Annotated in this window: 13 protein-coding genes; 9 read left to right on the top strand and 4 right to left on the bottom strand. The window is 35.6% G+C overall.

The genetic code is table 11. The features are described 5' to 3' along the window. Window positions 1–22 precede the first annotated feature (22 nt). From era to C1A06_RS09940, 6 genes are all read left to right on the top strand, one after another. Entirely contained in the window at window positions 23–904 is an 882-nt protein-coding gene (era, locus tag C1A06_RS09965) for a GTPase Era (protein ID WP_101690115.1), read from the top strand. Between the two features lie 180 nt (window positions 905–1,084). Next, entirely contained in the window at window positions 1,085–1,666 is a 582-nt protein-coding gene (locus C1A06_RS09960) for a 50S ribosomal protein L25/general stress protein Ctc (protein WP_101690114.1), read from the top strand. A gap of 10 nt (window positions 1,667–1,676) precedes the next feature. Then, window positions 1,677–2,240: an aminoacyl-tRNA hydrolase gene (gene pth, locus C1A06_RS09955; protein WP_101690113.1), complete on the top strand. Its 564-nt coding sequence runs from the start codon at window positions 1,677–1,679 to the stop codon at window positions 2,238–2,240. An 8-nt stretch (window positions 2,241–2,248) separates the two neighbouring features. Further along, window positions 2,249–2,674 carry an RNA-binding S4 domain-containing protein gene (locus tag C1A06_RS09950; RefSeq protein ID WP_101690112.1) on the top strand — a complete coding sequence of 142 codons (426 nt, stop codon included), beginning with the start codon at window positions 2,249–2,251 and terminating at the stop codon, window positions 2,672–2,674. A gap of 40 nt (window positions 2,675–2,714) precedes the next feature. Then, window positions 2,715–3,167 carry an SsrA-binding protein SmpB gene (smpB, locus tag C1A06_RS09945; protein ID WP_101690111.1) on the top strand — a complete coding sequence of 151 codons (453 nt, stop codon included), beginning with the start codon at window positions 2,715–2,717 and terminating at the stop codon, window positions 3,165–3,167. Between the two features lie 154 nt (window positions 3,168–3,321). Beyond that, the gene (locus C1A06_RS09940; RefSeq protein WP_101690110.1) at window positions 3,322–4,968 is read left to right on the top strand and encodes a diphosphate--fructose-6-phosphate 1-phosphotransferase; all 1,647 of its coding nucleotides are present in this window, start codon (window positions 3,322–3,324) and stop codon (window positions 4,966–4,968) included. A gap of 69 nt (window positions 4,969–5,037) precedes the next feature. On the opposite strand, the gene C1A06_RS09935 is transcribed toward C1A06_RS09940, so the two are convergent. After that, complete coding sequence (locus tag C1A06_RS09935) at window positions 5,038–7,392, bottom strand: sodium-translocating pyrophosphatase (RefSeq protein ID WP_101690109.1); 2,355 nt, start codon at window positions 7,390–7,392, stop codon at window positions 5,038–5,040. 301 nt (window positions 7,393–7,693) lie between these two features. Then, a complete protein-coding gene (locus C1A06_RS09930; protein WP_101690108.1) occupies window positions 7,694–8,653 on the bottom strand; it encodes a hypothetical protein in 960 nt (319 codons plus the stop codon). 139 nt (window positions 8,654–8,792) lie between these two features. On the opposite strand from C1A06_RS09930, the gene C1A06_RS09925 reads away from it, so the two are divergent. Together C1A06_RS09925 and C1A06_RS09920 are read left to right on the top strand one after the other, a co-directional pair. Then, window positions 8,793–9,572, top strand: a complete 780-nt coding sequence (locus C1A06_RS09925) for an amidohydrolase (protein WP_101690107.1) — start codon at window positions 8,793–8,795, stop codon at window positions 9,570–9,572. Window positions 9,573–9,590: 18 nt separating this feature from the next. Further along, on the top strand, window positions 9,591–10,385 hold the full coding sequence (locus C1A06_RS09920) for an META domain-containing protein (protein ID WP_101690106.1): 795 nt from the start codon (window positions 9,591–9,593) through the stop codon (window positions 10,383–10,385). 57 nt (window positions 10,386–10,442) lie between these two features. Here the strand turns inward: C1A06_RS09920 and lon are convergent, their stop codons facing one another. Beyond that, window positions 10,443–12,917 carry an endopeptidase La gene (gene lon / locus C1A06_RS09915; RefSeq protein WP_101690105.1) on the bottom strand — a complete coding sequence of 825 codons (2,475 nt, stop codon included), beginning with the start codon at window positions 12,915–12,917 and terminating at the stop codon, window positions 10,443–10,445. 102 nt (window positions 12,918–13,019) lie between these two features. Here lon and C1A06_RS09910 point away from each other — a divergent pair, with 102 nt between their 5' ends. Beyond that, entirely contained in the window at window positions 13,020–13,733 is a 714-nt protein-coding gene (locus C1A06_RS09910) for a tRNA1(Val) (adenine(37)-N6)-methyltransferase (RefSeq protein ID WP_101690104.1), read from the top strand. Between the two features lie 20 nt (window positions 13,734–13,753). Here the strand turns inward: C1A06_RS09910 and C1A06_RS09905 are convergent, their stop codons facing one another. Continuing rightward, complete coding sequence (locus C1A06_RS09905; RefSeq protein ID WP_101690103.1) at window positions 13,754–15,037, bottom strand: MATE family efflux transporter; 1,284 nt, start codon at window positions 15,035–15,037, stop codon at window positions 13,754–13,756. Window positions 15,038–15,088: the final 51 nt, after the last annotated feature.

The following is a 15,088-nucleotide window of genomic DNA, read 5'->3' as shown; positions in this document are numbered from 1 at the left end:
TTAAATAAAGCACATATAATACATGCATAAATCGGGATTCGTAAATATTGTTGGAAATCCAAACGTCGGAAAATCTACATTGATGAATGTTCTTGTTGGAGAAAAACTTTCGATCATCACGTCGAAAGCACAAACTACAAGACATAGAATCATGGGGATTGTTAATACTGAAGAATATCAAATCGTATATTCAGATACACCGGGTGTACTTCGCCCAAACTATAAACTACAGGAGTCGATGTTGAGCTTTTCGGTTTCAGCATTAAATGATGCAGATGTATTGCTGTATATGACTGATGTTGTAGAGAAGATTGATAAAAATAATGACTTTTTAGCAAAAGTACAGAAGGTTGATGTACCAGTGCTGTTGTTGATAAATAAAATAGACCAAACTAATCAACAAGATTTGGAAAAACTTGTAGCTACTTGGAGCGAAATGCTACCTAAAGCTGAAATCTATCCAATATCGGCAAGCAATAAATTTAATATAGCCATAATTCAAAAACGTATTCTTGAATTATTGCCCGAATCACCTCCTTATTTCGAAAAAGATGCTATGACTGACCGTCCGGCTCGTTTCTTTGTTACTGAAATCATAAGAGAGAAAATTTTATTGTATTATCAGAAAGAAATTCCATACTCGGTTGAGGTAGCTGTTGAAGAATTTAAGGAACATGATGACATTATCAATATCAGAGCTTTAATAATTGTAGAACGTCCGACACAAAAAGGCATTGTCATTGGTCATCAAGGTATGGCATTGAAGAAGGTCGGAACGATGGCACGTAAAGATATTGAACGATTTTTTGAGAAAAAAGTATTTCTTGAAATGTATGTAAAAGTAGAAAAAGACTGGCGTAGTCGAGATAATATACTCCGTGCATATGGCTATAAGCTAGATTGATCTTTAATTAAATATCAAAACATAAACATATAAAGAGGTAAATTATCTGTTTAAACTTTAGGAAGTTTGGACGATAAATGCTATCTTTGCGCCGCTTAATTATAAGCCCTACAGTAGTGTGATGGGAAATAAGGGAGCAAACAATCCTTAGTTTGAGTAACACATTTTTAAAATTAGAAAATGAAAACATTTAATTTAAAAGCAACAGAAAGAAAAAATCTTGGAAAAACGTCTTCAAAAGCATTGCGTAACGGAGATGCTATTCCTGCAGTACTTTACGGTAAAGCAAACGAGGCTCTTTTGGTTCATTTCGAAGTAGAAAGAGAAGCAGTTCGTAAATTGATTTATACTCCAGAAATATTTCTAGTAAACCTAGATATTGACGGTAAAGAATACAAAGCAATTCTTAAAGATATTCAAACACATCCGGTAACAGATCGCGTACTTCACTTGGACTTCTTATTCGTAGCTGAAGATAAACCAGTAGTTATTGATGTACCAGTAGTACTTGACGGATTGGCAGAAGGTGTAAGAGCAGGGGGTAAATTATCTCTTGACCTACGTAAACTTAAAGTTAAAGCTCTTTACAATGCTATTCCTGAAAAACTACATGTAAACGTTGAAAAACTTGCATTAGGAAAATCTATCCAAGTTGGTCAGTTGCATTTCGAAGGACTTGAGCTATTAAATGCTAAGAACAACGTTGTATGCCGCGTTCAATTGACTCGTGCAGCAAGAGGTTTGGCTGCTAAAGGAAACTAAAAATTAAAGAATGAAATATTTAATTGCTGGTTTGGGCAATATTGGTAGCGAATACGAATATACCCGCCACAATATAGGATTCAGAGTATTGGACGCTTTAGCAGAAGCGTCCAATGCTGTTTTTAAGGACAGACGTTATGGCTTTGTGACAGAAATAAGGGTTAAGAATAAAATTCTAGTGCTGTTGAAGCCATCAACATATATGAACCTTAGTGGAAATGCTGTTCGTTATTGGCTCAAAGAAGAAAAAATTCCAATTGAAAATTTATTGGTGGTAGTCGATGATTTGGCTTTGCCATTTGGTACATTGCGATTGAAAGGTAAAGGTAGTAACGCTGGGCATAATGGATTGGGGCATATTCAAGATATTCTTAGTACACAAAATTATGCGCGTTTACGATTTGGTATAGGAAATGATTTTCCAAAAGGAAGTCAAGTGAATTATGTATTAGATCCGTTTAGTGACGAAGAGGAAAAATTACTTCCGGAACGCATAAATGTTGCATGTGATATTGTCAAAACTTTTTGTTTGGCAGGTATTAATAATGCAATGAATCAGTATAACAATAAATAATCAAGCTTATGGCTGCAGGAGATAAAGAGGTAAGAATTGATAAGTGGCTTTGGGCAGTTCGATTGTTCAAAACACGGTCGATAGCTATCGAAGCCTGTAAGAAAGGACGTATTTCGATTAAAGGAGTTCAAGTTAAAGCCTCGAGAATGATAAAAGTTGGAGATATAATTGAAATTAGAAAACCTCCGATTACTTATTCCTTTGAAGTTCTCGATTTGATAGAGCGAAGAGTAGGAGCAAAGCTTGCAGCAGATTATCGAAAAGATGTGACTACGCCTGAGCAGCTTGAGGTATTAGAGATGTCTAAGCTGAGCGGCTTTGTTGATCGGGCACGTGGAACAGGTCGTCCAACCAAAAAAGATCGTCGAGAGTTAGAAACATTTATTGAAGATGGAGGTTTCGATTTCGATTTCGATTTTGATGATGAAGATTAAATCCGTTTTTATTATCTTTGGTCTTCTCTAAATATTAAATATGGCTCAACAAGCAATAAACATAAAAAATAAAAGAGCGACATTCGATTACGAATTGCTCGAAACATATACTGCCGGAATAGTATTGACTGGAACGGAGATTAAGTCGTTGCGTCTGGGTAAGGCTAGTCTGGTTGATACATTCTGTATATTGGAAAAAGGAGAATTGTGGGTTCGAAATATGTATATTGCTGAATATTTTTATGGAACCTATAATAATCATGCTGCTCGTCGTGATCGTAAATTACTTTTAAATAGAAAAGAATTGCGAAAAATTGATCGTTTAGTCAAAGAGACGGGGCATACAATTGTTCCTATTCGTATGTTTATTAACGAAAGAGGCTTAGCTAAGCTGGTTATTGCTGTTGCTAAAGGAAAGAAAATGTATGACAAGCGTCAAACATTACGCGAAAAAGATGATAAGCGCGCAATGGACCGTGCAATGAAGCATTAACAAGTTCAGTTTTTTATCATATTTTATATCAGCTATATTCCAATCACTAATAACTGATAAAAGTTTTATTTTTTCAAAAAAAATAACGACCTTTGCACAGCTAAAAAAAGAAATAAAACCAATATTAATCAATTAAACATATAAACTTATAAAAATGACAAAAAGTGCATTGCAAATAGCACGTGCTGCTTATGAGCCAAAAATGCCTAAGGCATTATATGGTACGGTTCAAGTTGAAGAAGGTGCTGCAACTCAATCAGTAGATAATCAGGAAGAAGTAAAAGCTCTATTCCCTAATACTTATGGAATGCCAACTTTGAAATTTGTTGAGTCATCTGAGAAAAAAGAATATGCTCCAGTTAATGTAGGTGTAATTCTTTCAGGTGGACAAGCTCCTGGAGGTCATAATGTTATAGCTGGTATTTTTGATGGTATTAAAAGCTTGAATAAAGACAGCCGTTTATATGGTTTCTTGATGGGACCAGGTGGATTGGTAGATCATAAATATGTGGAACTTACAGCAGATATTATTGATGAATATCGTAATACTGGAGGTTTTGATATTATTGGTTCTGGTCGTACAAAATTAGAAACTCAAGAACAATTCGATAAAGGTCTTGAAATATTGAAACAATTAGAGATCAAAGCTCTAGTTATTATTGGTGGTGATGATTCTAATACTAATGCTTGTGTATTAGCTGAATACTATAAAGCTATCAACGCAGGAGTTCAGGTAATTGGTTGCCCTAAAACTATTGATGGAGACTTGAAAAATGAAATGATCGAAACTTCATTTGGTTTTGATACTGCATGTAAAGTATATTCAGAAGTTATTGGTAACATTCTTCGTGACTGTAACTCAGCTCGTAAATACTGGCACTTTATCAAATTGATGGGACGCTCGGCTTCGCATATTGCGTTGGAATGTGCTCTTCAAGTTCAACCAAATATTTGTATTGTTTCTGAAGAAGTTGAAGCTAAAAAACAATCTTTGGATGATATCGTAACATATATCGCTAATGCGATTGCAAAACGTGCTGAAGCAGGTAACAATTTCGGGGCAGTATTGATTCCAGAAGGTTTGATTGAGTTTATTCCAGCAATGAAAGCTCTTATCGCTGAATTAAACGACTTCTTAGCTCACAATCAAGATGAGTTTGGCAAAGTAGAGAAAGATAAAGAACTAGATTATATTAAAGCAAATCTTTCTGCTGATAACGCTGCCGTATTTGCTAGCCTTCCTGCAGGAATTGCACGCCAATTGACAAAAGACCGTGACCCACATGGTAACGTACAAGTTTCATTGATCGAAACTGAAAAGCTTTTGGCAGAAATGGTTGAGAACAAGCTTGCTGAAATGAAAAAAGCTGGTAAATATGTTGGTAAGTTTGCTGCACAAGTACACTTCTTCGGATACGAAGGACGTTGTGCTGCTCCTTCTAACTTCGATGCTGACTACTGCTATTCGCTAGGATATACAGCTGCTGCTCTTATTGGTGCAGGTAAAACTGGTTATATGTCATCAGTTCGTAATACCACAGCTCCGGCTGCAGAATGGATTGCAGGAGGTATTCCAGTTACAATGATGATGAACATGGAACGTCGTCATGGCGAAATGAAACCAGTCATTCGTAAAGCATTAGTAGAGCTTGACGGAGCGCCATTCAAATTCTTCGCAGCCAATCGTGAGCAATGGGCTGTAGAAACTTCATATGTTTATCCAGGTCCAATTCAATATTTTGGTCCAGCTGAAGTTTGTGACCAAACTACAAGAACTTTAGCTCTTGAACAAGGTAAATAATCAAATTTACTATATAGCAAAAGGGAAAACTCTATGAGTTTTCCCTTTTATTTTTATTATATGTATATTCTATTTATCTCCGATACGCATGCCATAGAATGATCTGTATACAAATGCTAAAGCAACTATTAAGAATGCAACACCTATATATGTACTATATTCAGGTAATTCGATAGCTATTTCTACTGCTAATAAACCAAATAGAGTTGAGAATTTAATAATAGGATTTAGCGATACAGAAGATGTGTCTTTATATGGGTCACCTACAGTATCTCCAACAACTGTAGCTTCATGTAGTGGTGTGTTTTTTTCTTTTAAATCTACTTCGACCACTTTTTTTGCATTATCCCATGCACCACCTGCATTGGCCATGAATATCGCTTGGAATAGACCAAATACAGCAATTGATATCAGATACGCAACGAAGAAGTTTGGATCAATAAATGAGAATGCCATCGTGATGAATAATAGAGCTAAGAAGATATTCCACATTCCACTCTGTGCATATTCAGTACAGATACGCACAACGGCTTTTGAATCTTTAATATCTGCTTCTTCTTTATCCAGATTGATATTTTCTTTAATATATGCTACAGCACGATGTGCTCCAGTAGTAACGGCTTGCATTGATGCCCCCGAGAACCAATAGATGACAGCTCCGCCGCAAATGAAGCCGAGTAGAACAGGTGCATCGATAAGGCTAATCTGAAGTAGATTTAATTTCTCTAGTACAAGAATAATAGAGAAAATCATAGTAGTTGCACCAATTACAGCTGTTCCAATAAGTACTGGTTTAGCTGTTGCCTTGAAAGTATTCCCTGCCGAGTCGTTTTCTTCTAGATAGTGTTTCCCTTTTTCAAAGTCAGGATCAAATCCATAATCTTTTTTTATTTCCTCTGTAATGTTCGGAACTTGTTCGATGCGAGATAATTCGAAAACTGATTGAGCGTTGTCTGTAACTGGGCCATAGCTGTCTACCGCTATGGTAACAGGTCCCATTCCCAATAATCCAAATGCCACCAATCCGAATGCAAAGATTGAAGGATAAAGCATATATTGGTCGAATCCGTAAGATGAAATAAAATATGCTGCAGTCATTAGTCCTGCGATAACTAAACCTTTCCAGAATGCACTGAAATTACCTGCAATAAGACCAGACAGAATATTTAATGAAGCTCCACCTTCGCGTGATGCTTTTACAACTTCTTGGACATGGCGTGAACTAGAGCTTGTAAAAGCTTTCGTTAATTCTGGAATAATTGCAGCAGCTATTGTTCCACAGCTGATAATTGATGCAAGTTTCCACCAAAGACCTCCGCCTATAGTTTCAAGAAGAAGGAAGCTGGCAATATATGTCGCAAGGATTGAAACTATCGAAGTGATCCAAACGAGAGAAGTCAGTGGGGTTTCAAAATTGAAAGCAGCTTTGTCTTTAAACATAGCTGTAGATATAGCATTATTTATATAGTAAGAAATTACAGATGTAAATAACATCAATAGACGCATTACAAATATCCATACAATAAATTGAGCTTGCATTTCCACATTAAATACTGCAAGAATTATAAATGAAATCAGAGCAACACCTGTTACACCATATGTTTCAAATCCATCGGCAGTTGGGCCAATGCTATCTCCGGCATTGTCACCCGTACAGTCGGCAATAACACCAGGATTACGAGGGTCATCTTCTTTGATATTGAAAACGATTTTCATCAAGTCGGCACCAATATCTGCAATTTTAGTAAAGATACCTCCTGCAATACGAAGAGCTGAAGCACCTAGTGATTCCCCTATTGCAAATCCGATTAAACAAGCACCGGCCATATCTCCTGGTACAAATAGTAAGATGACTAGCATTAGGATTAACTCGACAGTAATCAAGATTACACCAATACTCATTCCCGATTTAAGTGGAATATTTACAACATCCCAAGGACGTTTTCTTAAAGACGCAAATGCAGTTCTCGAGTTTGCTAGAGTATTGATTCTTACACCATACCAAGCAACCGCGTATGATCCGGCTATACCTATAATTGTCCAGAAAAGAACATATACTAAGAAAACTCCGGTACTAACTTCGCCAGATGTTACTACATCAGGATTAGCTAAGAATCCGAAATAGATTATTAAAACGACAGAGATAATAGCTAAGAGATACATAAGGAATTTCCCTTGTTGAGCTAGATATGTTTTACAAGTTTCATATATTGTTTGTGAAATATGTAACATCGATTCGTGAGCAGGGAGTTTTTTGATATACATAAATTGAGAAATCCCAAATGCGATTCCCAAAATTAAGATAAACATTCCCCAAAGGAGTAAATTGTAGCCTTCTCCCAGGTTTGGAACCTTAAGGTCGGCCTCGCTTGCCATTGCCATTAGAGGCATGAAGGCAAAAAAAGATAATAATAACTTTTTCATGAGGTTTTAGATTTTTATGGTTAGATTTCGGTTTAACGTCAAAAGGTTTTGAAACCTTAATTTATGTTTCAATTCTCAAACATAATAAAAATGATTTGAATTTTTCAATTTTTGTAGGTGTGTTTTTCTTCTAAAAAATAAAGTTTTTAGAAATATGTAAAGATACAGCTTACTATTTGATTTTATAGTAAGCTGTATTATTTATTCCGATAAATAGGTATTGTCCTAATTACTAATAGCTAGTATAGAAGTATAAAGGTATATTTAGATAGGTAATACTCGTTTTTAAGAAATTTTCAGATCATTCTATTTTTGTGACAGTATTGCCTCTAAATGTAATACTACCCATTGTATATATCCATTTTTCACTTTTTCTGTTTCCTGTACCACTTTCAATAATCTCAATCGGGTTTCCCCAAGAAAGTTTAATCGCTTCCTTATTCATATTGGAAGCTATTTTTTGTTGTAAAATTCTTGCGTAGTTGAATTCACCAAAACGTTTAAGCATCGATTTTGCTTCTTTCTCTGTATATACTTTTTTAGGGGATTTATTATTTGCCATATCATTAATAGGTACTGATATTACTTGTCCTTTCTTGTCTTTGGCAATCAGACTCAACTCATTTGTATTTTGATCTACTGTTACATCTACGTAATTCCATACAGTACCTATCTTTGCTTTAATAGGATTTCCTGTATTTATATCTTTTGAGTTTAGAATTATATCTTCGGTAAAAACGAATTTGCCGTTATTTAATAAACTCTTTTGTTTTTCGAGATACCCCATAACAACAAAAGGAAATGTATATTCAGACATCGAAGGCTCAACAAAATAGTACAGAGCATCTCCGGAATCCTTCTCTATTAATTTCAAAAAAGTATCTGTTACTTTTTCACCAGTAGCCTTTTCTTTTCGTTCATTCGTAAAAGCCATTTCAACATAAAAACGTTTATTGGCTAAATCACTATATTTTGAGTTGTTGCCATCGCAGCATTTATATACATTTTTGCCATCATTGAGATTTTGGAACTTTTTGAAATTAGTCAGGAAATTAGCATATCCCAATTCTTGCTGATTTTTAGGTAACCCTTTGAGCCAAAGTTCTTGTCCAGTATATCTTGCGGGATCTCCTTTTATAAAATTATAAGTACTGTCATATGCTAGTGTGGGCGCAAGAATTGCATTTGCTTTTTGTGCTGAAGCAGTTGTGTTATAGAATATTTGTGAGAATATTATAAATGATAAAATGATATATTTCATGTGATATTTTTTATTTGGACAAATGTAGAAATAATGGGTATACACTCAAAGCAAAATAGATTTGGCTAACAATATTTTGTACTTTTAGCCATAATTTAATTATCTTTATTTCTTTGCTTAATTACATATCATAACAAGAATGCAAGAACTTGAACTTAGAGTATCGTTACTACAATTGGATATAGTTTGGGAAAATGTTACAGAAAATTTAGCCCAGGTTGAAAAAAAAATAGCTGAGAATTATCAAACAACAGATCTGTTTATTTTACCTGAGATGTTTACGACAGGTTTTTCAATGAATAGCCGAGTTTTAGCAGAAACGAATGATGGTAAGACTATTCGAAAGATAAAAGAGCTAGCTCAGCAATTCGATGTTGCTATATGTGGAAGCTTTATAGCAGAAGATAATGGTGATTACTATAATAGAGGATTTTTTATAACTCCCGATTCAGAAAACTATTATGATAAACGACACTTGTTTAGGATGGGAGATGAAGCAAATCATTTCTCCAGTGGAAACAAGCGTCTCATCGTTAGCTATAAAGGGTTTAATATAAGTTTGATTGTTTGCTATGATTTGCGTTTCCCTATTTGGATACGTAATGTTGAAAATGAATATGATATATTGATATGTGTAGCAAATTGGCCAATTGTAAGGAGTAGGGCATGGAACATACTCCTGGAGGCTAGAGCTATCGAAAATATGGCATATGTTTGTGGCGTAAATAGAGTAGGCATAGACGGAAATGGGTTAGAGTATATAGGTGATTCCAAAATTATTGATCCTAAAGGAATAATAATTGCAACTTCAGAAAACAAAACGGATGTCATTTCCGTTAATATATCCAAAGAGAGTCTAACAAAATTCAGGAATAAATTTCCTGTTTGGAAAGACGCAGATGAATTCAAGTTATTATAATTAATAAATTAAACTGAAATGAAAAAGATTTTAAAACCGATTACATTATTAGCTGTATTTGCTCTAATGTTAGTAGGAATTCAAAGTTGTGGTGTAACTCCAATAGATCAAACTAAATTGGATGGTTACTGGGTCTTGACTGAATTGAATGGTCAGAAAGCAGAGGATTTATTCAAAGGCCCAATTCCATCTATTGAATTCAACAGAACAGATACAATGGTGTCTGGTAATGCTGGTTGTAATAGTTATTTTGGTAAATATGCTATTGATAAAGAAAATATTTTCAGTGCTCCTACATTAGGTGCTACCATGAAAATGTGTATGTATGAAAATAAAGAAGCTGATTTTTTGAAAGCATTAGGTGAAGCTGCTGTAATTGGTTTTAATGAAGCTGGTAATTTGACTTTCACAAAAGATAATGTTGTTGTATTGTCATTCGTTAAAGGCGAAGTTCCAGCACCAATTGTAGAAACTCCGGTTACAGCTGAAAATATAGTTGGTCAATGGACTTTGAAGTCTATGGGGAGTGAAGATCTGAATGCTTTATTTGCAGAAAATATTCCTACTATAGAATTTGATGCTGAAGGAATGGCTATCGGTAAATCGGGTTGTAATAACTATCGTACAAAAACTACATTGGAAGGCAATGTTTTATCTTTTGGTCCGCTAATGGGAACAAAAATGGCATGCCCTCATCTTGATGGAGAAGCTAAATACACAACTCTATTAAGCGGTCAGTTATCAGCTATTATTGTAAACGATGTATTGACTTTGTCGAAAGATGGACAAGTTGTTCTTGAATTTGTGAAATAATTTTCCTCTATAAAAAGTAAAAGGGATTTGCAGTTGCAAATCCCTTTTTATTTAAGTTTATTTTTTATTCGCTCCGTTTATATCAATCGGATTTTTTACTTTCTCTTTTAGTAAGGCTATTTCTAGAACTTCCCGAATATTTTCTACATAATGGAATTTCAGCCCTTTCAAATATATTGGCTTAATCTCGGAGATATCTTTCTCATTATCCTTACAAAGAATAATCTCTTTAATACCTGCACGTTTAGCCGCTAGTATTTTCTCGCGGATACCACCTACTGGAAGAACTTTACCGCGTAGAGTAATTTCTCCGGTCATAGCTAATCCGGAACGAACTTTACGTTGAGTAAATGCAGAGGCTAATGAAGTAACCATAGTAATACCGGCCGACGGGCCATCTTTTGGTATGGCTCCTTCAGGAACATGTACATGTACATTCCATTTGTCGAAAGCTTCGTCTGTAATACCAAGTTCGGTATTGTGAGCTCTCAAATATTCTAAAGCTAGTACGGCAGATTCTTTCATGACATCTCCCAGATTGCCGGTCAACGTTAATTTACGGCCTTCGCCTTTGCTTAATGAAGTCTCGATAAATAGAATTTCTCCCCCTACCGAAGTCCAAGCTAGCCCCGTAACTACCCCGGCATACTCATTTCCTTGATATGCGTCTTTAGTATATTCTATAGCACCTAGATATTCGTGTAATTGCTCTGGCAATAGCTCTTTGCTATACTCTTTGTTAGATGCTACTTTCAATGCAAGCTTACGCATAATCTTAGCAATCTTCTTATCTAGTTCACGTACTCCAGATTCGCGGGTATAGTTTGTTATTACCAATTCAATCGTCTTCTTCGGAATTTCAATGGCATCAGCCGATAAACCATGATTTTCCAATTGTTTTGGTATCAAGTGACGGCGAGCAATCTCTATTTTCTCTTCGATAATATATCCACTAACGTCTATCAACTCCATACGGTCGAGTAGGGGTTGTGGGATAGTGCCGATATTATTTGCCGTAGCGATAAACATTACTTTCGATAGATCATAATCTATATTCAGATAGTTATCATGGAATGTACCGTTTTGCTCGGGATCTAATACTTCCAATAAAGCCGAAGAAGGATCTCCACGGAAATCATTACCAAGTTTATCTATTTCATCAAGTATAAATACTGGGTTTGATGATCCTGCTTTTTGTATATTTTGAATAATACGTCCAGGCATAGCACCTATATATGTACGGCGATGTCCTCGTATTTCTGCTTCATCATGCAGACCTCCCAATGATACACGAGCGTATTGTCTATTCAATGCGCTGGCAATAGACTTTCCTAGCGATGTTTTACCAACTCCCGGAGGGCCAAAAAGACATATTATTGGAGATTTCATATCACCTTTTAGTTTTAGTACTGCAAGATGTTCAATAATACGCTCTTTTACTTTTTCGAGCCCATAGTGATCTTGATCTAAAACTTTCTGAGCATGTTTTAGATTGAAATTATCCTTTGTGTATTCATTCCAAGGCAAATCCAACACAGTCTGTATATATGTGTACTGAGTTGTATAATCTGGCGATTGAGGATGCAAGCGTTCTAGTTTCTTTAATTCTTTTTCGAACGTTTCAGCCACTTCTTTCGACCAGAGTTTTTTCTCAGCACGTACACGAAATTCGTCTATATCTGCTTGTTGGGGATTTCCTCCAAGTTCGTCTTGAATTGTTTTCAACTGTTGTTGAAGAAAATATTCCTTCTGTTGTTGATTCAACTCATCGCGTGTCTTCATTTGGATATCCATTTTCATTTCCATGATCTGACTTTCGCGATTCAGTACTACCAATAATTGGTAAGCTCTGGCTTTATCGTCGATAATTTCAAGAAGGTTCTGTTTTTCGCTCGCTTTTATAGGAAGATTTGTACAGCTGTAATTAATCAATACAGGTGCAGCCAGTTTTGATTTCAAACGTTGTATAAATTCGCGAGGAGGATCACCGAACATACTCATCATACGGATGATTAGATCTTTGATCGAATCTGTCAGAACTTTATATTCGTCATCATTTGGAAGAACAGTCGTTGTTGTCAACATTTTATATGTTCCTGCCAAATATGGATCAGTTTGTGTCAAACTTGTCAGCCTGAACACTTTTTTCCCCTGAAAAATGACAGTTACATTGTCCGTGTCAGGTAGCTCGACTACTCTGAGGACTTCTCCAATGACTCCTATTTCATATAGATCTTTTTCATTAGGATCTTCAGTTTCAACATCACGCTGGCATACTAGCCCAACATATCGTTTGCCAGTTTTCTCAATATCTTTTATCAGGCGCATCGATTTATCACGTGCTACAACAATAGGTTGACTTACACCCGGGAATATAACAGTGTTACGAAGCGCTAGAATCGGTATCGTAGTTTCCAGTTCAGCGTCATCCATTGTACAATCGCCATCGACAAAATCATTCGATACAATTGAGATGACAGCTTCTCCACTTTCTTCTAAGCTAAATATGTCGTTGTTTCTTTTCTTAAACATAGTTGTTTTATCATTATTTGAAGCAAATTCTTGCTTGTAAAAGTAAAAATACAATTTAATACATAGATTTATATTAAATTCGTAGTGTTAAAAGCAAAATTTATGCCAAACCCGTTTTTTCGATTCAAAGAGTTCACAGTTTATCACGATCGTTGCGCCATGAAAGTTGGTACCGATGGAGTTTTATTAGGAGCATGGACTAATTTAGAGAATACAAATAAAATTCTGGATATAGGATCAGGATCGGGTTTAATTTCGTTGATGATTGCCCAACGAAATTCGAACGCATTTATCCATGCTATTGATATTGATCCAGATGCCATTGAACAGACTCGAATAAATATAGAAAATTCACGTTTTGCTAATCGTATCACTAGTGAATGTATATCATTGGCTGATCATACTTGGAAGAGTACAGAAAGATATGATTTGATTGTATCTAATCCTCCTTTTTTTGCGGATTCATTAAAATCACCGGATCATAAACGTACGATTGCAAGACATACTGATACCTTGATAATCGAAGATCTTATAAGAGATGCAGCAAGATTATTGGCAGACAATGGCCGAATATCTTTGATATATCCAATTGAATATAAAGAAAGGCTTATGGGTTTAGCTATGGAAAATGCACTGTTTGTAACTCGTATTACCGACGTATATCCAACTCCAACATCTAAGCCAAAGCGTATATTGATAGAACTTTCAAAAGAGGATAGGGGTGCTGAAGAGAATAATTTAATAGTGGAAATAGATCGTCATGTATATTCGGATCAGTTTGTTGAACTATTACGCGATTTTTATTTGAAGTTTTAGGCCTCAAATTATGAAGGGTGTTATACAATCTTCGTTTCCCACTTTGCATATTTGAAGTATAGCACAGAGAATAATAGTAAGAATCCCCAATAAACGCACTCTACTAACCAGCATACAGCAACCGAAGCTTGTATCTCAATTACTACTACGTAAGTGTAAACCATGTAGAGAGCAAGGGTTATCAGTTCAAGTATTAAAGCCGATCTTGTGTTACCTGTTCCGGAAATGGCATTAAATACAACTGTAGATATGCTACATATAGGCAGTATTCCTATAATGACCATCAGTGGAGCTACTGTCAAGTGTATGAGTGACGGATCGTCAATCGGTGCAATGAGCGAGATCCAGAATTCTGCTCCTATGGCTATGATTAATCCAATAATGATAATCATACCTAAACTAAGTGTAGAGATTCTCTTTATTAGGGGTATTACATCAGATAGAACACCTTTTCCCATTGTATTTCCGACTAATGTATTTGCAGCTGTAGCAAATGCATTCATCGGAATAAAGAATATCATGTAGAAATTGCGGATGATATTTGTAATCTCTAAAGCCTGAGTTGATTGCTTTTCAATTGCAATAAAAAAGATGAACCATGTCGACATTGATATAAGGTATTGTACCATTGTAAATGCCGATATCTTGAGTATGTTTTTGATGATGAAGAATTGAAAGCGTATTCTTCCGAAACCGTATTTCTTAAGATCTACGGTTATGATTGTATATATGACGAAAAATAGTACTGATGCTATTTCGGATAATACAGCAGCAATACCTGCACCGGCCACACCTAGCTCAGGAAATCCCCAATGTCCGAATATCAGCGTGTAATCGAAAATGAAATTGACGACACCCATCACTATGGCATTTATTGTTAATACTTTAGTGCGGGCGATACCGACATAAAATGCACGGAACATGACATTAATAGCTGCAAAGAAAAAGCCATATGTTCGCCAAGATAAATAGGTGTCTAATGCGTGATAGACTTCTTTTGAATTGAGATATTCAGGTAAAACTTGTTTACTTATGAATGCCGATATGAAGTAAAGTACAAAGGCCAACGCAAATAGAAACAATAGTCCCTGAGTTACGATTGTTCCGATTCTATCGTAATTTTGTTCACCATTTCTGCGGCTTATCATGATTTGTGCTCCGATACTGAATCCGAAACAAATCGTAAAGCATGCAATATAATATATTCCAGCAAGGCCTACAGCACTTTGTTCAACTCCGCCTACCTGCCCTAAGAAGTATGTAGCCGTTAATTGAACTATATTTTGAGCTAACAACCCCAACATTATGGGTACGCTAACTCTTAATATATCCTTGTAGGAATATATTTGTTGACC

It is taken from the genome of Dysgonomonas massiliensis, assembly GCF_900240225.1.
Lineage (GTDB): Bacteria > Bacteroidota > Bacteroidia > Bacteroidales > Dysgonomonadaceae > Dysgonomonas > Dysgonomonas massiliensis.
Note: the sequence above shows the minus strand (reverse complement) of the source record. Positions and strands in the feature narration are given on the sequence as shown.

Coding starts and splice junctions, on each gene's coding strand:
- C1A06_RS09950 (WP_101690112.1), top strand. CDS start 2,249: ATGGCTGCAGGAGATAAAGAGGTAAGAATTGATAAGTGGCTTTGGGCA.
- smpB (WP_101690111.1), top strand. CDS start 2,715: ATGGCTCAACAAGCAATAAACATAAAAAATAAAAGAGCGACATTCGAT.
- C1A06_RS09925 (WP_101690107.1), top strand. CDS start 8,793: ATGCAAGAACTTGAACTTAGAGTATCGTTACTACAATTGGATATAGTT.
- C1A06_RS09905 (WP_101690103.1), bottom strand. CDS start 15,037: ATGTTGGGGTTGTTAGCTCAAAATATAGTTCAATTAACGGCTACATAC.
- pth (WP_101690113.1), top strand. CDS start 1,677: ATGAAATATTTAATTGCTGGTTTGGGCAATATTGGTAGCGAATACGAA.
- lon (WP_101690105.1), bottom strand. CDS start 12,917: ATGTTTAAGAAAAGAAACAACGACATATTTAGCTTAGAAGAAAGTGGA.
- C1A06_RS09920 (WP_101690106.1), top strand. CDS start 9,591: ATGAAAAAGATTTTAAAACCGATTACATTATTAGCTGTATTTGCTCTA.
- C1A06_RS09940 (WP_101690110.1), top strand. CDS start 3,322: ATGACAAAAAGTGCATTGCAAATAGCACGTGCTGCTTATGAGCCAAAA.
- C1A06_RS09910 (WP_101690104.1), top strand. CDS start 13,020: ATGCCAAACCCGTTTTTTCGATTCAAAGAGTTCACAGTTTATCACGAT.
- C1A06_RS09935 (WP_101690109.1), bottom strand. CDS start 7,392: ATGAAAAAGTTATTATTATCTTTTTTTGCCTTCATGCCTCTAATGGCA.
- C1A06_RS09930 (WP_101690108.1), bottom strand. CDS start 8,653: ATGAAATATATCATTTTATCATTTATAATATTCTCACAAATATTCTAT.
- C1A06_RS09960 (WP_101690114.1), top strand. CDS start 1,085: ATGAAAACATTTAATTTAAAAGCAACAGAAAGAAAAAATCTTGGAAAA.
- era (WP_101690115.1), top strand. CDS start 23: ATGCATAAATCGGGATTCGTAAATATTGTTGGAAATCCAAACGTCGGA.